Below are 18924 nucleotides of genomic sequence, written 5' to 3'. Positions count from 1 at the left end.
GTCGACCATACGGGTCGCAGCGGAGTTGACGCTGCTCCGGACGGGGGACCGGCCCCGTGAATGGCGCAGAAGCGGCTTGGTGCCGCGGAGGAGGAGCAGCTTGACCCCCGTCCGGTGCCGGACAGCGGCGCCTGCCTGCCACTGAAGCTGCCGAGGCGCGCCGGCCCTGCCTCGGCGGCAGGGCCGGAAGCCGAACCGGAGAGCTGTGGACGGACGCGTCGTCAGACGCCGTGTCACCGGAGGGCAGGACGGTCAGCTGCTCAATGCCGCCGCCACGACGGACCGGGCCTCCTCCTGTACGCGCGTCAGGTGGTCGGCTCCGAGGAAGGACTCGGCGTACACCTTGTAGACGTCTTCGGTACCCGAAGGGCGTGCGGCGAACCAGGCGTTGGCGGTGGTCACCTTGATGCCGCCGATGGCCGCCCCGTTGCCCGGCGCCTGGGTGAGCACCGAGGTGATCGGTTCCCCGGCAAGGGTGTCGGCCGTCACCTGGTCGGGAGAGAGACGGCTGAGTACGGCCTTCTCCTCGCGGGTCGCGGGGGCGTCGACACGGGCGTAGGCCGGTTCGCCGAACCGGGCGGTGAGCGAAGCGTAGCGTTCGCTCGGCGTCTGCCCCGTCACCGCCAGGATCTCGGACGCGAGCAGGGCCAGGAGGATGCCGTCCTTGTCGGTGGTCCACACCGAGCCGTCCCGGCGCAGGAAGGAGGCCCCGGCGGACTCCTCACCGCCGAAGCCGAGCGAGCCGTCGATCAGGCCGTCCACGAACCACTTGAAGCCCACCGGCACCTCGATCAGCTCGCGCCCGAGGTCGGCCGCCACCCGGTCGATCATGCTGGAGGACACCAGCGTCTTGCCGACACCGGCACCGGCCGGCCACTGGTCGCGGTGACTGTAGAGGTAGGCGATGGCGGTGGCCAGATAGTGATTGGGGTTCATCAGGCCGCCGTCGGGGGTGACGATGCCGTGCCGGTCGGCGTCGGCGTCGTTGCCGGTGGCGATCTGGAAGTGGTCGCGGCGCTCGATCAGCGACGCCATCGCGTACGGGGACGAGCAGTCCATCCGGATCCTGCCGTCCCAGTCCAGCGTCATGAACCGCCAGGTGGGATCGGTGTACGGGTTGACGACGGTCAGATCGAGGCGGTGCTCCTCGGCGATGCGGCCCCAGTACGCCACGGATGCGCCCCCGAGCGGATCTGCACCGATGCGCACACCCGCGGCGCGCACCGCATCCAGGTCGAGCACGGACGGCAGGTCTCGCACATAGGCGCCGAGGAAGTCGTACCGCTCGGTGGTCGGCGCGGCGAGCGCCGCGCTGCAGGGCAGGCGGCGGACATCCTTCAGACCGCCCGTGATGATCTCGTTGGCGCGCTCCTGGATCCAGCCGGTCGCCTCGGAACCGGCGGGCCCGCCGTTCGGGGGGTTGTACTTGAAGCCGCCGTCGGCCGGTGGATTGTGCGAAGGCGTGACCACCACGCCGTCGGCCCGGCCGGAGGCACGCCTGCGGTTGTGGGCGAGGATGGCGTGCGACACCGCCGGGGTGGGGGTGTAGCCGTCGGCGGCATCGATGAGCACGGTGACGCCGTTGGCCGCGAAGACCTCCAGAGCGGTCACCCGGGCGGGTTCGGACAGCGCATGGGTGTCGGCGCCGAGGAACAGCGGCCCGTCGGTTCCCTGCTGGGCCCGGTACTCGCAGATCGCCTGGCTGGTCGCGGCGATGTGGTCCTCGTTGAAGGCGGTGGCGAGGGCGGATCCCCGGTGTCCCGACGTGCCGAAGGCGACTCGCTGGGCGGGTTCGGCCGGATCGGGGTGCAAGGCGTAGTACGCGGTCACCAGCCGAGCCACATCGATGAGGTCCTCCGGCCGCGTCGGCTGTCCCGCGCGCTCGTTCGGCATCCGTCCACTCCTCCGCATCGGTCGGTGCGATCAGTGCACGAGTCATGATCGCTTGTGAGTCGCGTTTCGTCCGGCCGCCCCTCCGCACGGATGTGCCGAGAGACGCCCCGGGCGGGCATGCTCAGCGTCGGCCCGGGCACCCGCATCGCGTGGCCGTTCCGAGAAGTTGGCCCGTTCGCTGCCGGCGTCCTCGTTTGTCACGGGTGGTCAAGTATGACGTCACCCGAAGGCCGCCGTGGCGCCGATGGCCGAGCCGGTGGCTCCGCCTGAGGCACTTGAGCAACTGGTAGTGGGCAACGGTGCCTTCAGGCCGGGAGCACCCCCGGTCCTGGGCCGCTTGGCCCGTCAGCCCGCGTTCGCTCGCAAGCTCGGCCGAGTTCGGTCGCTCCTCAGCCGCGTCGGGCCGCGGCCAGGGCCGCGCGCAGCGTCGCGGCGTCCGCGCTCGCTCCCGGGTCGTCCATGGAGATGCCGCGACCCTGCGGGTTCTTCGCGTACGGAACGACATAGGCCGGCGTGTCGCGCTGGAAGCGCCAGCTGTCGGCGAGCGGCCCCGCGTCCACCGCGTCATAGCCGAGGAGATCGAGCAGCCGGGTGGCGGCGGCCTTCGCCTCGGGGTCATCGCCGGCGATCGGCAACGCCGAACGGTCCACCGCGCCTGAGGGCCGGGCCAACGCGGCGAGATGCCCGAAGAAGATGTTGTTGAACGCCTTGACGACCTTGGCGTCCGGCAGATGCCGCTGGAGGAGTTCGCTGGTGGTGGTCTCTTCCGCGTCCAGTTCGGTGATCTGTCCGTCGCGCTCGGGGTAGTAGTTGTCGGTGTCGAGAACGATCTTCCCTGACAGCGGCGCCACCGGCACCTGACGGTAGTTCTTCAGCGGGACGGTGACCACGACCCAGTCGCCGGCGGCCGCCGCCTCGGCCGGTGTCGCGGCCCGGGCGTGCGGGCCCAGCTCCGCAACCAGGTCGGCGAGAGTCTCAGGTCCGCGTGAGTTGCTGAGGACCACATCGAGCCCGGCGGCTACGCCGAGCCTCGCGAGGGTGCTGCCGATGTGCCCACTGCCGATCAGTCCAAGAGTGCTCATGGTGATCACAGCGGGCCACACGGCAGCCGTATTCCCCGGCCCTGCGACTTGGGGTGCTTTCAGCCGCCTTCGGCGTAGCCCTGCTCGGTGTCCCGCACCGCGCAGCGCACGGTGGTCCCGACGCCTTCGGGGGCGAAGTCGATGGGAAATATGAAGAGTTCATCGCCTTGCGGTCCGGTCCGAGACGGGGCGCTCAAGCGTGCAGTGCCTGTTCCGTCCAGATGGACTTGCCCCAGTGGCTGTAACGCGTCCCCCATCGAAGGACGAGCTGGGCAACGATGAACAGTCCGCGCCCGCCTTCGTCGTCGTCTCCGCTGTGGCGCAGGTGGGGGGCGGTGTGTCCGGCGTCCGCAACTTCGCATACGAGTGTGCGGTCGTGGATGAGCCGCAGATGCACTGGACCCACAGCATGCTTGACCGCATTGGTGATCAGCTCGCTGGCGATCAGCTCGGTGGAGAACACAAGCTCTTCCAGCCCCCAGTTGTTCAGCTGCCCGGCGACAAGATCCCGGGCCCGGCCGGCAGAGACCGGTTCCGTCGGCAGGTTCCAGGTGGCGACCCTGCGGCTGTCGAGTTCGCGGGTGCGGACCAGCAGGAGAGCCGAGTCATCGAGGGTCGTGCCGCCCGGATGCAGTTCGGAGGTGACACGATCACAGAGATCCTCCAGGGAACTCGAGCCCTCGCTGAGGACTCTCGCCAGGGTATCCAGCCTCTCTTCGATGTCCTGGTCGTGCACCTCGACCAGACCGTCGGTGAAGAGAGCCAACAGACTTCCCACCGGTAGGTCGACCTCGAGGGACTCGAAGGGAAGCCCGCCGAGCCCCAGGGGCGGGCCGGCCGGCAGCTCCGGGAAACGGACGCGTCCATCAGGTTCCACGATCGCCGGCGGCAGGTGGCCCGCGCGAGCCATGGTGCAGTGTCGCGACACGGGGTCGTAGATCGCGTAGAGGCAGGTGGCCCCGGTTGCGACATTGTGGTCCCCGGCGAACGCGCCGGGGGCGTCCACGTCGTCCTCGGGCTGCCCCACGAGATCGTCGAGCCGCATGAGGAGTTCGTCAGGGGGTATGTCCAGACGTGCGAGCGCGCGCGCCGTCGTCCGCAGGCGTCCCATGGTGGCTGCCGCCTGGAGCCCACGGCCCACCACGTCCCCGACCACGAGTCCGACGCGGGTTCCTGACAGCGGGATGACGTCGAACCAGTCGCCGCCGACGCCGCTCAGACTGTCCGCGGGCAGGTAGCGATGAGCCAGTTCGACCGCCGAGTTCGACGGCAGCTGCTGGGGCAGGAGCTGCCGCTGGAGAGCCAGGGCCGCAGCCCGTTCGCGGGTGAAGCGACGAGCGTTGTCGACGGACACCGCGGCCCGGGTGACCAGCTCGTCCGCCACCGCAACCGCACCGCTGTCGAAGAAGCCCGACCCATTGCCGCGATCGAAGGTGACGAGGCCCAGGGCGCTGCCCCCGGCGCGCAGCGGCACGACCAGTGTGCCCTCTTCGAGCACGAGCCCGCCCGAGGCGAGACTACGGTGCTGGGGCGAGCCGTTCGGATACTCCACCGGACGCAGTGGACGGTTCTGCGGCCCCACGTCGTCTGCTGTGCCGCCGGGTGCCGCCGCGCGGGACGAGGCGCGCATCAGCCGGGTACCAGCCGGACCTGCGACGCTCGGCACCTCGCCGGTCAGCACCGCCGGAGCGAGGTCGACCTGGACAAGGTCGGCGAACTCCGGCACAGCCACCTCGGCCAGCTCGTCGGTCGTGACGATCACATCCAGCGTGGTTCCGACGCGACGGCTGGCCTCGGCCAACAGGCTCAGCTCCCGCTGCGCCTTGTAGCGGTCGCAGATGTCGAACGCGTCCTCGCACACGCCGAGTACATGGCTGCCCATGTCCTGAAGCCGGTAGTAGGAACAGGACCAAGTGTGTTCGCTCCCGGGGTCGCTGGGTTGCTCCCCGCGGAAGTGCAGGTCGAGGAACGGCTCTCCTGTCTCGATCACCTGGTGCAGGACCGTGTCGATCGTCTCCGGATAGCCCGCCGTCACGAATCTGCCCCCGGGGTACAGGTCGTCGGCCAACTCGCCCCGGACTTCCGCAAGCGGCAGCCCGAGCTCCTCCTCGGAGACGGCGTTGCACCAGACGAGACGGAGATCGGTGTCGTAGATGGCGAGACCCACAGGTGACTGCGTGGCCAGACTGTGCAGCATGGCCAGCCGGGATTCCCATGTTCTGAGCCGCTCCCGGTCGGCGGCCACGAGGAGCCGCTGCGCCGGGCCGGTGCCGGACAGGTGACAGACGGCGGTGACGAGTTGCAGACGGTGACCGTCCCGGTGGACGGCGACATGTACGTTGCGCTCCGGGAAGGGCGGGACCGGCTGCCCGGCGGTCTGATCAGCCGATGCCGATGCCGATGCCGATTCCGCTGTGGACGCCAGGAATGTGCCGACAGGCCGTCCGATGATCTCGGTCGGCCGGTAGCCCAGAAGCTCCTGCGCGACGGGACTGCAGCCGATGACGATGTCCTGGCCGTCGAGTACGAACGTGGCGGCCTTCGTGACGTGCAGCGGGCCACGGAAGTCGACGTTCCCGGTCGCCTTCCGTGCGTAACTCATCACGCCCTCACCGGCCTGCTTCATCACGTCCAGAATCCGTCCGATGCTGACCCTGCGCAACCAATCGGACCGAGCGCGCGGCTGCCGACGAGGGACGGACGGCCGTCCGGCATGACAAGGGCTGCGTCCACGGAGCCGAACGGGAGGGGCAGGCGCTGTCACCGAACAGCTGCCCTGGGCGATGTCGCGCCCTGACCGGCGTGGCCGTGCTCCAGCCGGGCTCGGAGCCCGCGCCGCAGCCGGCCCAGGTCAGAACTGCCGCACCAGGTGAACGGCGACGAGCGTGGTGACGTCGGCGAGCGCTTGGAGCGGCCACAGGCCGTACCCCTCGGGCAGGTCGCGCATCAGGATCGGCAGGGCGAGGCCGATCAGGCTGAAGACGACGCTCTCCAGCAGGCGGGCCGCTGCTGGAGGACGCCACCGACACCGGCGTCCTCGACCAGGCCCGTATCCGGCAGAGCGAGTCCCTCCTCGTCCTCACCCGGAGGACGGCGAGAACCTCGGCATCGTCATGGCGGTCCGAAGATCAACCCGCGGGTCCGGAGCTGTACGACCACGATTTCGCGGCCACCGTCTCGCGCACGATGCGCGCCCCCTACCCCGACGCGCCGCATCCGGAACTGGAGGCCCACTCCATTCACGAAGCATTCCGGGAGAACGACTGCCACGTCGACGACGGTGAAGAGCAGGGAACCGCGCTCGACCGGCATCACGCCGAGCACATGGCGGCCCGTCATCGCGGGTGAAGGCAAGCGCGGAGACGCTGCGGCTACGGGTCGGACTGGCGTGTTCTTGTAGTCGGCGCCGCAGGTACTCGGCTGTCCGCGTCGTTGATGGACACCCTCGCCGGGCTCCGACCCGACCGGCCGGGTCTCGACTGGCGCCCGTCGCTCGGCCGGGTGCTGTGTGCGGACGGCCGGGTGGGAGCCGGCGACCACGCGGCAGGACCTGGACATCCTGATGACCGGGCTTCATCCCCACCCGCCGGAGCGCAGGCCGAAGTGACCGGCCGGCGCCGCTGAACCGTCCCGGGTGAGGTGGCTCGCGGCGGCGCTGGACCGGCCACGCACACGCTCGTAGCGTTCAATTGGCGAGCGCCGGGACCGCTTCGGCGTCGTCGAGCCGATCTGCCGCGTGCCGACCCAGCACGGCTGCCGCCGCGTCAGGCCGCCCCACGCCCACGGCAACCTGCCTCGGCAGCGGCACGCGTACCCGGGAGGGCCAAGGGTAGGCGACGGTCATGGACACCAACCTGTCGGACCATGTTGCCCAGGTCGTCCGGGAAGCCATCAGGGACGAGCTGCGCGAGCGGACAACCAAGCAGCGGCGTACGGCACTTCTGTACACGGGTTCCGGTGCCGCCGGGCTCTACGCGGGGGCGGCTCTGACCGCCTTTCTGGTGCTGGCCCTTGCTGCATTTCTGCCCGGGTGGGCCGCCGGCCTGATCGTGGGGATCGTCCTCGCGGTCGTGGCGGTCTGGCTCAAATCCGCGGCGCGTCAGGAGGGTTCACCCTCTGCCGCCGTATATCCGCCCGAGGTGCCGCCGCTTCCTCCGCATGCTCCTGAGACGGACATCCGGAACTGACGAAGCATCACGTTTCCGACGCCCAGGACGGGCAACCCGATGGAGAACGAGTCAGGCATGACGAACCAACGGAGAACCTCAAAGGGTTCCGGGGCGGACGGCCCGCCCACTGCCGTCGAGGTCCTGCGGCTGGCCCGGAGCCAGCTCGCCGAACTCACGGGAATGCAGCCGGAGTCGGTGTCGTCCTTCGCCCGCACCGAGGACGGCTGGGTCCTCGAGGTCGAAGTCCTCGAACTGGCCCGGGTCCCCGACACGACCAGCCTGCTCGCGACGTACGAGGTCGTCCTCGGCCCCGACGCCGAACTGACCACCTACCGGCGCGTCCGGCGCTACGAGCGCGGGAAGGCGGACCCCTCATGACGGTCCACGCGGCCGTCCCCTGAGGGCCGTGGTCCGCCGATCACCGGGCATGAGCCGTACCCCGCGCCGGCCAAAGGACCACAATCACCAGACAGGAGGACCGGACATCATGACGGTTGTTCCGGCACAGCAGAGCCGCGGCGGCGGTACCAGCGGACTCTACGACGTGCTCGAGCTCGTACTCGACCGCGGGCTCGTCATCGACGCCTTCGTACGCGTCTCGCTCGTCGGCATCGAGATCCTGAAGATCGACATACGGGTCGTCGTGGCCAGCGTCGACACCTATCTGCGGTTCGCCGAGGCGTGCAACCGCCTCGATCTGGAGGCCGGCCCGAACAGGAGCCCCGGTCTTCCCGAGATCGTCGGCGAGATCACCGAGTCCGGTGCCCGCGGAAAGTCCAAGGGCGCCCTCTCCGGTGCCGCACAGACCATCTCGGACGCCTTTCAGCAGGCCCGGGACGAAGGCCAGTCCGAGCCCCGGCCGCGTACCCGGCGTACCGCGCCGGCCCGTAAGAAGGAGGAGCAGGAGTGAGTACATACGTCTACGGCATCACCCGCCGCTCCCACCCGGGCCCCGCCGCCGAACTCGTGGGCGTCGGCGACCCGCCGCTGCCCGTACGCGCAGTGACCGAGGGTGAGCTGCTGGCCATCGTCAGTGACGCCCCGGAGCACCTTCGTCCCAAGCGGCGTGATCTGCTCGCGCACCAGCGGGTGCTCGCCGAGGCGTCGGCCGCCGGTGCGGTGCTGCCGATGCGCTTCGGCGGTGTGTCACCCGACGACCACGCTGTCAAAGCCGTGCTCGCGGAGCGGGCCGGCCATTTCCAGGAACGGCTCACCGCGCTCGACGGCAAGGTCGAGTTCAACGTGAAGGCCGTGCACGAGGAAGAGCTCGTCCTGCATCGGATTCTCGGTGAGAACCCCGAACTGCGAGCGATGAGCGAGGCCAACCGCCTGGCAGGTGGTGGGAGTCACGAAGAGAAGCTCCGCCTCGGTGAGCGGATCGTGGCCGCCGTGCAGCGGCGCGAGACGATCGACGCCGAGCACTTGCGCCAGGAGCTCGGGCGCTCGGCCGAGGCGATCAGCGAGGGACCCCAGTCCTCCGGCTGGCTGGTCAATGTCTCCTGCCTGGTGGCGCATGACGACGCCGACGCGTTCGTCGCCGCGGTGAACTCCCTGGCCGAGGCGAGTCCGCAACTGTCCGTGCAGCTCAACGGCCCGTTGCCCCCGTACAGCTTCGTGGAGTGACGCCATGGGCCTGCTGGGCGAGATCGTCCTGCTTCCCGCGGCACCGGTGCGCGGCACCCTCTGGGTGCTGCGTCAGGTCGCCGCCGAGGCCGAGCGGCAGTACTACGACCCTTCGACCGTCATGCGTGAACTCGCCCTTCTGGAGAGGCGGCTGGAGGCCGGGGAGATCGACGAGGCCGAATTCGACCGCCTGGAGGACGAGCTCCTCGACCGACTCGAGAGTGGGAATCCGACACCATGAACAACAGGCTGACCTTGGGGCTCGCGGTAGGCGCGGGCTATCTGCTCGGGCGGACGAAGAAGGCGAAACTGGCCTTCGCCGTCGGCACGATGGTGATGGGTAAACGACTTCAGCTCCATCCGCGTGCGCTCGCCGAGGCACTCACGGCGCGGCTGCGCGACAACCCGCAATTCAAGGAGATCGGCGACCAACTGCGCACAGATCTGCGAGGAGTGGGCAAGGCCGCCACCGGCGCCGTCGTGAACCGGCAGATCAGCGGACTGGCGGACCGGTTGCACGAGCGCACCCTCGGCGTCCAGGACCAGCTCTCCGGGGCCGTCGACGAGGCGACGGGGCCCATACGGGCAGATGAGACGGAAGGCGCGGAGGAGCTTTTGGACGCACACGACGCCGAGGATGCCGAGACCGTGGCCGACGATGCTGACGCGGAGGAGTCACCGGCAGCCGGCAAGAAGCAGCCCGTCAGGAAGAAGGCCGCGGCCCGGAAGCCCGCCCGCACGCGGGGCGCCGCCAAGGAGCCGGCCGCCCGGAACACTGCCGATGCCAAGAAGACCGTGCCTGCCAGGGCGACGGCGAGGGCAAAGGCCCAGGGGAGCGCTGCGGCCCGGAAGACGGCCGCGTCGAGGGGAGGCCGGTCCCATGACTGATACGAAGAACACCGGCAACACCCTGCCGGGCTCCCTGGACCCGGCGGCGGTCGACCGGCTCAAGTCCGAACTCCAGGGCTACGCCCTTGCACAGACCGAACGCCTCCTCGCGGCGCTGGGCCGCAAGCTCGGCGAGAGCACCGTCAAGCTCAACGACATTGCGGACGGCCGCAGCCCCGGCTTCGCCCGCCTGGCCCTGGACGGCGGCCGCAAACTCGCCGACGGCAAGGCACCCGTGCGCACCGCCGTGGAACTCGGCGCCGCTCGGCTGAAGGAGAATGTCGTCGACGCCGTCAAGAGCATCGCCTCATCGGGGAAGAAGGGCAGAAAGGGCGGGGGCGGGAGGAAACCTACCGTCATCCTCGAATCCGTGGACGTCGGAGTGCCTGTGCGTGAGGCCTACGACCAGTGGACCCGTTACCAGGACTTCCCCGCCTTCGCCAAGGGAGTCACGAGCGCGGCAGCCGCGGACGACACCACATCGGACTGGAACCTCAAGGTCTTCTGGTCCAACCGCAGTTGGAAGGCCCGCACCACCGAACAGATCCCCGACACCCGCATGGCCTGGACGTCGGAAGGCGCCAAGGGCACGACCAAGGGCGTCGTCACCTTCCACGCCCTGGGCGACACGCTCACACGCGTTCTGCTGGTCATCGAGTACTACCCCAAGGGGCTGTTCGAGAAGACGGGGAACATCTGGCGCGCCCAGGGCCGCCGGGTGCGGCTCGATCTCAAGAACTTCGCACGCCACATCTCGATGCGCGGTGAGGCCGAGAACGGCTGGCGCGGCGAGATCGCGGACGGTGAGGTGGTCCGTACCCATGAGGAAGCCGTGGCGGAGGAGGAGGCCGCGGAGGACGGGTACGAGGACGACGAGTACGGGTACGACGCCGCGGACGACGAGGTGCACGGCGAGGCGGAGGGCGAAGAGCCGTCTGACGACGAGGACTTCACCACGCAGGACGAGCACCGCCAGGATGAACCGGACGAGGACCTCCCCGACGACGAGTCGGCGTACGCGCCCGAGGACGAGGATGACGAGGCGTACGAGACCGCGTATGCCGGCTCCCCGGCCCGGGACAGCCGATGACGTCCCCGAGCCGGCTGCCGGACCCCTACCTCTCCGGCGCCTCCGGGGCCAACCTGGCGGACATCCTGGAGCGCGTGCTCGACAAGGGCATCGTGATCGCCGGGGACATCCGCATCAATCTCCTCGACATCGAACTGCTGACCATCAAACTCCGCCTTGTCGTCGCCTCGGTGGACAGGGCGAAGGAGATGGGCATCGACTGGTGGCAGGAGGACCCGGCGCTGTCCTCCGGGGCGCGCCGGCGTGAACTGTCCGAGGAGAACGAACGGTTGCGACAGCGCATCGCCGCTCTGGAGGCGGATTCCGCATGACCGACCTGTGCTACGTCTACGCCGTGACCCTGCCCTTCGGCACGGCTCTGCCCCAGGATGTGCGAGGCGTCGGCGGTGCGCGGCCGCAGCTGCTCATCCACGACGGTCTGACCGCCGTGGTGAGTGCTGTACCGGCCGAGGACTTCCACGGCGAAGCCCTTCGCGCGCATCTGGAGGATCTGGACTGGCTCACCGCCACAGCACGGGGGCATGAGGCTGTGATCGGCGCACTCGCACAGGTCACGACCCCGCTGCCGCTGCGTCTCGCGACCGTCTGCCATGACCACGACGGCGTACGGCGCCTCCTCGACTCGGGCCGAGAGCAGTTCGTCAGGTCCTTGGACCGTCTGGACGGGCGGGTCGAGTGGGGGGTGAAGGTGTACGCGGACGACGGCGCGGCGGAGGCACCGCGCGACGACCGGGCGTCTGGCGACGCTCCGGCCAATGGCCGGGACTACCTGCGCCAGCGGCTGCGCCGGCGGGAAGCCGGTCAGAGCCGGTGGTCCGAGGCCGTCACGCTGTCGCACACGCTTCATGCGAAGCTGACGCGCCTCGCCGAGGCCGGTCTGGTCCACCACCCCCAGGACGCCAGGCTGCCGGGTGTTCCACGGGGCAACGTACTGAATGCCGCGTATCTCGTACCACGCGAGCGGAGTGAGGCCTTCGTCGCGGAGGTCGGGCGGCTGGCACCGGCGGGCCGAGGGGTCCGGTTGGAGCTGACCGGCCCTTGGGCACCGTACTCGTTCGCCAGGGAGGTGGACGAGGTATGACGCAGCAGGCCACGCCACCGCTCGCGCAGCGCCGGCTGGCGCTCGTCGACCTGCTCGACCGGCTGCTGGCGGGCGGAGTCGTGATCACGGGGGATCTGACGCTGAGTATCGCGGACGTCGATCTCGTCCGGGTCGATCTGAAGGCGCTGATCTGCTCAGTCGGACCGGTCGTGGCCTCTCCCTTCGGGGAAGACACATGAGCCGGCGCCACGTGGACCTCGATCCCGACACCGTGGAGCGTGACCTGGCCCAGCTGGTGCTGACCGTCGTGGAACTGCTCCGCCAGCTCATGGAACGGCAGGCCCTGCGCCGGGTGGAGACTGGTGACCTCACTCCTGACCAGGAGGAGCGCATCGGTCTCACGCTCATGCTGCTCGAGGACCGGATGGGAACCCTTCTGGACAAGTTCGGTCTGCGGCCCGAGGACCTCAACATCGACCTCGGCCCGCTGGGCTCCCTGCTGCCGCGCGGCGAATGACGCGACCGCGCCCGGCGGCATGAGGGCGCTGGACCGGACAGCGAATCCAACGCGCCGGCTGTGTCGCCCGGTCAGGACCCCGAGTCCATGCTTTCGCTGGTCCGGTCGGTGCGGCCGTCCGGCGAGGGTGCGGCTCAGCCGGTGGCGGGCCGTCGACATCTGCGTCAACCGGTGCAGGACCGTCGGGCTGTCAGTGGTGCGGACGTCCGCTCACCCCGTGGCGACGAACAGGCGATCCGGCGTGACCACCGCGGTGGCATGTCGATGCGGGAGCGTGAGCGCAAGCACGGTGTGACGTGCCGGACGCTGCGGAAGGTGGTGGACCCGCTCCGGCCGGAACCGCGCGGGAAGCTCCTGCCCCGGGCCCCACGGCCATGGACTGTGCCGGCGCCTGCACCGTCCGGCGTGACGTAGCTCCCGCCGGTCGGAGATCGACGCCACCGCTACTGATCGGTACCGTCACGGGAACAGCGGATGCCGATCCCGGACTGCCGGGATGACATCGCCACCTTGAGGCTGCGCGCCCGCAACACGACAGGGGACATTGATGTTCCGCAAGGTATTGGTCGCCAACCGGGGCGAGATCGCGATCCGCGCCTTCCGTGCGGCGTTCGAGCTCGGCATCTCCACCGTGGCCGTGTTCCCCTACGAGGACCGCAACTCGCTCCACCGGGCAAAGGCGGACGAGGCCTATCAGATCGGCGAAAAAGGCCATCCGGTGCGGGCCTATCTCTCGGTCGACGAGGTGATCAAGGCCGCGCGCAAGGCCGGTGCCGACGCCATCTACCCCGGATACGGCTTCCTCTCGGAGAACCCCGACCTCGCCGCCGCGTGTGCCGAGGCCGGGATCACCTTTGTCGGGCCCCCCGCTTCCGTACTGCACCTCACCGGCAACAAGTCCCGCGCGGTGGCGGCCGCCCGCGAGGCCGGTGTTCCTGTACTGAAGTCGTCGGAGCCGTCCACGGACGTGGAAGCGCTGCTCGGCGCCGCCGACTCCATCGGGTTCCCGGTGTTCGTCAAGGCCGTAGCCGGCGGCGGCGGCCGGGGAATGCGGCGCGTCGCCGAGCCTGCCGAGCTGCGGGAGGCGATCGACGCGGCGATGCGCGAGGCGGAGTCGGCGTTCGGGGACGCCACCGTCTTCCTGGAGCAGGCCGTCATCAACCCGCGCCACATCGAAGTGCAGATCCTCGCCGACGCCCAGGGGAATGTCGTCCACCTGTACGAGCGGGACTGCTCGGTGCAGCGGCGCCACCAGAAGGTCGTCGAGATCGCTCCCGCGCCGAACCTCGACCCGGAGCTGCGAGCCCGCATCTGCGCCGACGCCGTCGCGTTCGCCCGGCACATCGGGTACGTCAACGCGGGCACCGTGGAGTTCCTGGTCGACGAGCGCGGCAACCATGTCTTCATCGAGATGAACCCCCGTATCCAGGTGGAGCACACGGTCACCGAGCAGGTGACCGGACGGGACCTGGTGATCGGGCAGCTGCGGATCGCCGCGGGAAGGACGCTTCCGGAACTGCGCCTGACGCAGGACGACATCGTCCTTTCGGGCACGGCCCTGCAGTGCCGTATCACCACGGAGGATCCCGCCAACGGCTTCCGCCCCGACACCGGCACCATCTCCGCGTACCGTTCCCCGGGCGGCCCCGGCGTACGGCTCGACGGCGGCACCGTCCACACCGGCGCCGAGGTGTCTGCCCACTTCGACTCCATGCTGGTCAAACTGACCTGCCACGGCCATGACTTCGCCAACGCCGCCCGCCGCGCACGGCGTGCGATCGCCGAGTTCCGTATCCGCGGAGTCGCCACCAACCTGCCCTTCCTCGGCGCCGTGCTCGACCATCCCGGCTTCCGTGAGGGCCGTGTCACGACGAGCTTCATCGCCGACCACCCGGAGCTGCTCACGGCGCGCCCCTCGGCCGACCGGGGAAGCCGCATGCTCACCTATCTCGCCGAGACGACCGTCAACCGACCCCACGGTCCGCGCCCCCAGGTCATCGACCCGGCCGTCAAGCTCCCTGCCGCCTCACTGGGCACACCGCCCGCCGCAGGCTCCCGGCAGCGCCTCGCGGCACTCGGGCCGGAGGCGTTCGCAGCGGAGCTGCGCGCACAGCGGGCCGTCGCGGTGACGGACACGACCTTCCGTGACGCGCACCAGTCCCTGCTGGCCACCCGGGTGAGGACGCGTGATCTGCTGGCCGTGGCCCCACATGTCGCCCGCACAGCACCGGAGCTGCTGAGTCTGGAGTGCTGGGGCGGCGCCACCTACGACGTGGCTCTGCGCTTCCTCGCCGAGGATCCCTGGGAGCGTCTCGCGGCACTGCGGGAGGCGGTGCCCAACATCTGTACGCAGATGCTGCTGCGTGGGCGTAACACCGTCGGTTACACGCCCTACCCCGTCGAGGTGACCGACGCCTTCGTCGCCGAGGCGGCGGCGACCGGTATGGACATCTTCCGGATCTTCGACGCGCTCAACGACGTCTCGCAGATGCGTCCCGCCATCGATGCCGTACGGTCCACCGGCACCGCGCTGGCCGAGGTCGCCCTGTGCTACACCGCGGACCTGTCGGACCCGGCCGAGCAGCTGTACACCCTCGACTACTACCTGCGCCTCGCAGAGCAGATCGTCGAGGCCGGTGCGCACGTACTGGCCATCAAGGACATGGCCGGCCTGCTTCGCCCGCCCGCGGCCCGCACCCTGGTGACCGCACTGCGTGAGCGCTTCGACCTTCCGGTGCATCTGCACACGCATGACACGGCGGGCGGCCAGCTCGCGACGCTGATCGCCGCGATCGACGCGGGCGTCGACGCCGTCGACGCCGCCGTGGCCTCGATGGCCGGCACCACCAGCCAGCCGTCCTTGTCGGCGCTCGTCGCGGCCACCGACCACACCGAGCGCGCAACCGGGCTCTCGCTCGACGCGGTCGGGGGGCTCGAGCCGTACTGGGAAGCCATGCGCAAGGTCTACGCGCCCTTCGAGTCGGGGCTCGCCTCGCCCACCGGGCGCGTCTATCACCACGAGATCCCCGGCGGACAGCTGTCGAACCTGCGTCAGCAGGCCATTGCGCTCGGCCTCGGCGACCGCTTCGAGCTGATCGAGGACTGCTACGCGGCCGCCGACCGGATGCTGGGCCGGCTGGTCAAGGTGACTCCCTCCTCGAAGGTGGTGGGAGACCTCGCCCTGCACCTGGTCGGAGCCGGGGTCGAGGCGGCCGACTTCGAGTCCGACCCCGGCAAGTTCGACGTACCGGACTCCGTGATCGGCTTCCTGCGCGGCGAGCTGGGCGACCCGCCCGGCGGCTGGCCCGAGCCGTTCCGCACGCGCGCACTCCAAGGCCGCCCCGAGCAGGCCGAGACCCCGACCCTGTCGGACGAGGACCGTCAGGGACTGGGCCGGGACCGGCGGGCGACGCTGAACAGACTGCTGTTCCCCGGCCCGACCAAGGAGTTCGACGCCCACCGCGAGGCGTACGGCGATACGTCCGTACTGCCCACGCAGGACTTCTTCTACGGCTTGGAGCCGGACACCGAGCACACGGTCACCCTGGGGGCCGGTGTCACGCTGCTGATCGAACTGGAGGCGATCTCCGAGGCCGACGAGAGGGGCTTCCGTACGGTGCTGGCCACGCTCAACGGCCAGCTGCGCCCCGTGTCGGTGCGGGACAGGTCCGTCGCCACTGAGGTCAAGGCCGCGGAGAAGGCCGAGCGCGGCAACGACCGGCATGTCCCCGCGCCGTTCGCGGGTGTGGTGACGCTCCAGGTGGAGGAGGGCGCTTCGGTGTCGGCGGGTCAGACGGTGGCCACGATCGAGGCGATGAAGATGGAGGCCTCCATCACCGCCCAGCGTGCGGGCACGGTGGCGCGGCTGGCGATCGGAAGGATCCAGCAGGTCGAGGCGGGCGATCTGCTCGTCGAGATCGGCTGACGACTGCTCCGTGCGTGCGTGCGTACGCGGCCGGCCCGGGTGAGGTTCCCGTGCCGGCCGCCCGCGTACGGGAGCCTGCCCGGTTCCACCGGGCGACGGCGGCTGGTGGCGCACTCCGGCCCGCCATCGTTCGGGCGTGGTTTGCGCTGATGAGAGGTCTCTCCTTGGCGCGGGTGGCCTGTGGAGGGTGTGGTGGGTGATCCTTGGGCCGATGTCGCGGTGCGGCGCTTGGCCGCCGGGGATGTGGGCCCGGTCGGCAGTGTGCAGGGGAGAGAGGGCGGCGGGGGCGTCACGGAGGCACACGTGGCCGCCGTCGTCGGCGAGGGCGGCTGGGACGCCGCGGCGGGCGCGGCCGCGGCCAGGAAGTTCCTGGCCGCCTGACCGTGCGCGGCGGCGACTCTGCTCCGGCCTGAAGGTCCCCTGGAAGAGGCGCGCGGCGAAGCCGGAATCAGGTCTGCCGCGATCGGATGCGCGTTGTCGGCGAGGGGGACCAGCGTCGAGGCTGAGAGCGCTTCGATGGACGCGCCGGCGAAGGGGGTTGGAGTCGGGTCGCTTCTCGTCCCGGGTCGGGCGCGCGGTCGCATCCTTGAGTGCGGGTGCTTTCTCCTACGGGGCGTCAGATGGCCTGATTCAGTTGGATACTCAGGGTTTACATCCGCTTCGCCTGTCGGGACGAGGGAACTTGCTATGGTGCTACTCGTCGGTAGTAAACCGAACGGGGGGCGCGAGGAGTCCGCGGACGCATTGCCGCAACTCCTCGGGTGGGCGGTCGAGTCGGACGGCATGGCAAGGGGGCCATGCCGGCCACGGCTACTGCGCGTACATACGACGCGGCCCTCGAACTCCAGTTTCCTGCGTCACTCATCCAGACAGGTGAGACTCGTCACATGGCAAGTTCACTGGTCGATCTGCTGACCACGCACGCCTCGCAACAGCCCGACCGGACCGCATACCGCTATCTCGTCACCGGAGACTGTGACGGAGAGATTCAGGACCTCTCCTACGGGCGTCTGGCCGACCGGTCCCGAGCCGTCGCCGCTTGGCTGCAGGCGCGCGGCCTGGCCGGTTCCCGCGCCATGCTGCTGTACCCGCCCGGGCTCGAGTTCATCTGCGGCTACCTGGGCTGTCTTTCGGCCGGGGTCGTCGCCGTGCCCGGCGTGCCCCCGCAGGGGCGGTCGCAGAACCACCGGGCCGTGACCCGGATGAGGCGTCTGATCGCCGACGCGGACGCCAAGGTGATCCTGGGCGGCCGTGAGGTGATCGCCGCCCTCGGCGCCATGGTGGAACACCTGCCCGAACTGGACGGGATCACCTGCGTCGCCACCGAGGACATCCCCGACGACGCGGCCGACTCCTGGCGCGAACCCGACCTCACCGCCGACTCGGTCGCCTTCCTCCAGTACACCTCCGGCTCCACCTCCGCCCCGCGTGGCGTGATGGTGACCCACGGGAACCTGCTGGACAACCAGCGGGTCATCACGGAGCGGATGGGCCACACCCCGGACACGATCGCGGAGTACGACCACGAACTGTTCGTCAGCTGGCTGCCCGTCTACCACGACATGGGCCTCATCGGCCCGGTCCTGAACACGGTCCACCTCGGCGTCACCGCCACGCTCTTCTCGCCGCTGCACTTCCTGCAGCAGCCCGCGCGCTGGCTGACCGCCCTCGACCGCTACCGCCCGCACACCAGCGGCGGCCCCAACTTCGCGTACGAGCTGTGCCTGAAGCACGCCACGCCCGACCTCCTCGACGGCCTGGACCTGAGCCGGTGGAAGGTCGCCTTCAATGGCGCCGAACCGGTGCGGGCCGCCACCCTGCGGCGGTTCACCGAGACCTTCGGTGCGGCCGGCTTCCGCCGTGAGGCCCTGTACCCGTGCTACGGCCTGGCCGAGGCCACCCTGATGGTCACCGGCAGTTCGGTCACGGCCCCGCCCGCTCTGATCGAGGCAGCCGAGAGCGGGCCGCACGCCGGTGCGGCGGACGCGGCGGCGGTCAGCTCCGGCCGACCCGGCCCCGGCATGACCGTGGTGATCGCCGATCCCGAGCGGCAGGAGGAACTGCCCGAGGGCGAGGTCGGCGAGATCTGGGTCGGCGGCGCGAGTGTCGCCAAGGGCTACTGGCGCAATGCCCTCGCCACCCGTGAGACCTTCCGGGCCACTCTGAAGGACCGTCAGGGCCGTTTCCTGCGGACCGGCGACCTCGGCTTCCTGCGTGGCGGTGAACTGTTCGTCACCGGACGCCTGAAGGACCTGATGGTCATCGACGGACGCAACCACTACCCGCAGGACCTGGAGCTGTCCGCCGAGATGTCCCACTGGGCGCTGCGGCCGGGCTGCACCGCGGCGTTCTCCGTGGACAGCGGAGTGCAGGGCGAACAGCCCGTCGTCGTCGCCGAAACGGCCCCGGAGGCGGCAGGCGAGTCCGAGAAGATCACCGATCTGATCCGCAGCTCGATCGGCGCGGCCCATGGCTTGTCGGTGCACGACATCGTGCTCGTACACCCTGGCACCATCCCCAAGACGTCCAGCGGGAAGATCCAGCGCCACGCCTCCCGGGAGGCGTACCTCGCCGGCACCCTTTCGGTGGTCGGCGTCCCCGCCCTGAGATGACGTCACCCGCCGCCGGAGCGCGCGATCGCGCCCGGCGGCGGCACAACGACCGTACTGGCCGAACGCCGGTTGCACGGTGGTAC

The 18924-nt window shown here is 70.0% G+C and carries 20 protein-coding genes; 15 read left to right on the top strand and 5 right to left on the bottom strand.

Features of this window, described 5'->3' with window-relative positions; all coding sequences use genetic code 11:
• Positions 1 to 252: 252 nt before the first annotated feature.
• The 4 genes from pgm to OHS70_RS02525 form a co-directional block, all read right to left on the bottom strand.
• Entirely contained in the window at positions 253 to 1893 is a 1641-nt protein-coding gene (pgm, locus tag OHS70_RS02540) for a phosphoglucomutase (alpha-D-glucose-1,6-bisphosphate-dependent) (protein WP_328393166.1), read from the bottom strand.
• A 389-nt stretch (positions 1894 to 2282) separates the two neighbouring features.
• Positions 2283 to 2975 carry an NADPH-dependent F420 reductase gene (locus tag OHS70_RS02535; protein WP_328393164.1) on the bottom strand — a complete coding sequence of 231 codons (693 nt, stop codon included), beginning with the start codon at positions 2973 to 2975 and terminating at the stop codon, positions 2283 to 2285.
• Between the two features lie 59 nt (positions 2976 to 3034).
• Positions 3035 to 3172 (bottom strand): hypothetical protein, encoded by a 138-nt coding sequence (locus OHS70_RS02530; protein WP_328393162.1) that lies wholly within the window; start codon positions 3170 to 3172, stop codon positions 3035 to 3037.
• Entirely contained in the window at positions 3169 to 5577 is a 2409-nt protein-coding gene (locus tag OHS70_RS02525) for a SpoIIE family protein phosphatase (protein ID WP_328393160.1), read from the bottom strand. The genes OHS70_RS02530 and OHS70_RS02525 overlap by 4 nt, the downstream gene beginning before the upstream one ends.
• A 584-nt stretch (positions 5578 to 6161) precedes the next feature.
• On the opposite strand from OHS70_RS02525, the gene OHS70_RS02520 reads away from it, so the two are divergent.
• Positions 6162 to 6323 carry a hypothetical protein gene (locus OHS70_RS02520; RefSeq protein ID WP_328393156.1) on the top strand — a complete coding sequence of 54 codons (162 nt, stop codon included), beginning with the start codon at positions 6162 to 6164 and terminating at the stop codon, positions 6321 to 6323.
• A gap of 337 nt (positions 6324 to 6660) precedes the next feature.
• Here OHS70_RS02520 and OHS70_RS02515 read toward each other — a convergent pair whose 3' ends face one another.
• Positions 6661 to 6819 carry a hypothetical protein gene (locus OHS70_RS02515; RefSeq protein ID WP_328393154.1) on the bottom strand — a complete coding sequence of 53 codons (159 nt, stop codon included), beginning with the start codon at positions 6817 to 6819 and terminating at the stop codon, positions 6661 to 6663.
• On the opposite strand from OHS70_RS02515, the gene OHS70_RS02510 reads away from it, so the two are divergent.
• The 14 genes from OHS70_RS02510 to OHS70_RS02445 all read left to right on the top strand — a co-directional run bounded on the left by OHS70_RS02510 (position 6818) and on the right by OHS70_RS02445 (position 18841).
• Positions 6818 to 7162 (top strand): phage holin family protein, encoded by a 345-nt coding sequence (locus OHS70_RS02510; protein WP_328393152.1) that lies wholly within the window; start codon positions 6818 to 6820, stop codon positions 7160 to 7162. The two genes, OHS70_RS02515 and OHS70_RS02510, sit on opposite strands and share 2 nt — an antisense overlap.
• A 57-nt stretch (positions 7163 to 7219) precedes the next feature.
• Positions 7220 to 7522, top strand: a complete 303-nt coding sequence (locus tag OHS70_RS02505; protein WP_328393150.1) for a gas vesicle protein GvpO — start codon at positions 7220 to 7222, stop codon at positions 7520 to 7522.
• A gap of 109 nt (positions 7523 to 7631) precedes the next feature.
• On the top strand, positions 7632 to 8054 hold the full coding sequence (locus OHS70_RS02500; protein ID WP_328393148.1) for a gas vesicle structural protein GvpA: 423 nt from the start codon (positions 7632 to 7634) through the stop codon (positions 8052 to 8054).
• Positions 8051 to 8767, top strand: a complete 717-nt coding sequence (locus OHS70_RS02495; protein WP_328393146.1) for a GvpL/GvpF family gas vesicle protein — start codon at positions 8051 to 8053, stop codon at positions 8765 to 8767. Before OHS70_RS02500 ends, OHS70_RS02495 begins: the two co-directional genes overlap by 4 nt.
• Positions 8768 to 8771: 4 nt before the next feature.
• Positions 8772 to 9008, top strand: coding sequence for a gas vesicle protein GvpG (locus tag OHS70_RS02490; protein WP_328393144.1), 237 nt, complete (start codon positions 8772 to 8774; stop codon positions 9006 to 9008).
• Complete coding sequence (locus tag OHS70_RS02485) at positions 9005 to 9655, top strand: DNA primase (protein ID WP_328393142.1); 651 nt, start codon at positions 9005 to 9007, stop codon at positions 9653 to 9655. The genes OHS70_RS02490 and OHS70_RS02485 overlap by 4 nt, the downstream gene beginning before the upstream one ends.
• Positions 9648 to 10745, top strand: a complete 1098-nt coding sequence (locus OHS70_RS02480) for an SRPBCC family protein (RefSeq protein ID WP_328393139.1) — start codon at positions 9648 to 9650, stop codon at positions 10743 to 10745. Before OHS70_RS02485 ends, OHS70_RS02480 begins: the two co-directional genes overlap by 8 nt.
• On the top strand, positions 10742 to 11056 hold the full coding sequence (locus tag OHS70_RS02475; RefSeq protein ID WP_328393137.1) for a gas vesicle protein: 315 nt from the start codon (positions 10742 to 10744) through the stop codon (positions 11054 to 11056). The genes OHS70_RS02480 and OHS70_RS02475 overlap by 4 nt, the downstream gene beginning before the upstream one ends.
• On the top strand, positions 11053 to 11826 hold the full coding sequence (locus tag OHS70_RS02470) for a GvpL/GvpF family gas vesicle protein (RefSeq protein ID WP_328393135.1): 774 nt from the start codon (positions 11053 to 11055) through the stop codon (positions 11824 to 11826). Before OHS70_RS02475 ends, OHS70_RS02470 begins: the two co-directional genes overlap by 4 nt.
• Complete coding sequence (locus OHS70_RS02465) at positions 11823 to 12026, top strand: gas vesicle protein (RefSeq protein ID WP_328393133.1); 204 nt, start codon at positions 11823 to 11825, stop codon at positions 12024 to 12026. The genes OHS70_RS02470 and OHS70_RS02465 overlap by 4 nt, the downstream gene beginning before the upstream one ends.
• The gene (locus tag OHS70_RS02460; protein WP_328393131.1) at positions 12023 to 12304 is read left to right on the top strand and encodes a gas vesicle protein K; all 282 of its coding nucleotides are present in this window, start codon (positions 12023 to 12025) and stop codon (positions 12302 to 12304) included. The genes OHS70_RS02465 and OHS70_RS02460 overlap by 4 nt, the downstream gene beginning before the upstream one ends.
• 547 nt (positions 12305 to 12851) lie before the next feature.
• Positions 12852 to 16229, top strand: a complete 3378-nt coding sequence (locus OHS70_RS02455) for a pyruvate carboxylase (RefSeq protein WP_328393129.1) — start codon at positions 12852 to 12854, stop codon at positions 16227 to 16229.
• Positions 16230 to 16421: 192 nt separating this feature from the next.
• A complete protein-coding gene (locus tag OHS70_RS02450; RefSeq protein WP_328393127.1) occupies positions 16422 to 16610 on the top strand; it encodes a hypothetical protein in 189 nt (62 codons plus the stop codon).
• Between the two features lie 506 nt (positions 16611 to 17116).
• The gene (locus OHS70_RS02445) at positions 17117 to 18841 is read left to right on the top strand and encodes a fatty acyl-AMP ligase (protein WP_328393125.1); all 1725 of its coding nucleotides are present in this window, start codon (positions 17117 to 17119) and stop codon (positions 18839 to 18841) included.
• The last annotated feature ends 83 nt before the right edge of the window (positions 18842 to 18924 follow it).

Source organism: Streptomyces sp. NBC_00390 (assembly GCF_036057275.1).
Taxonomy (GTDB): domain Bacteria; phylum Actinomycetota; class Actinomycetes; order Streptomycetales; family Streptomycetaceae; genus Streptomyces.
The sequence above is the reverse complement of the archived record's forward strand: the minus strand, read 5'-3'. Positions and strand labels throughout refer to the sequence as shown.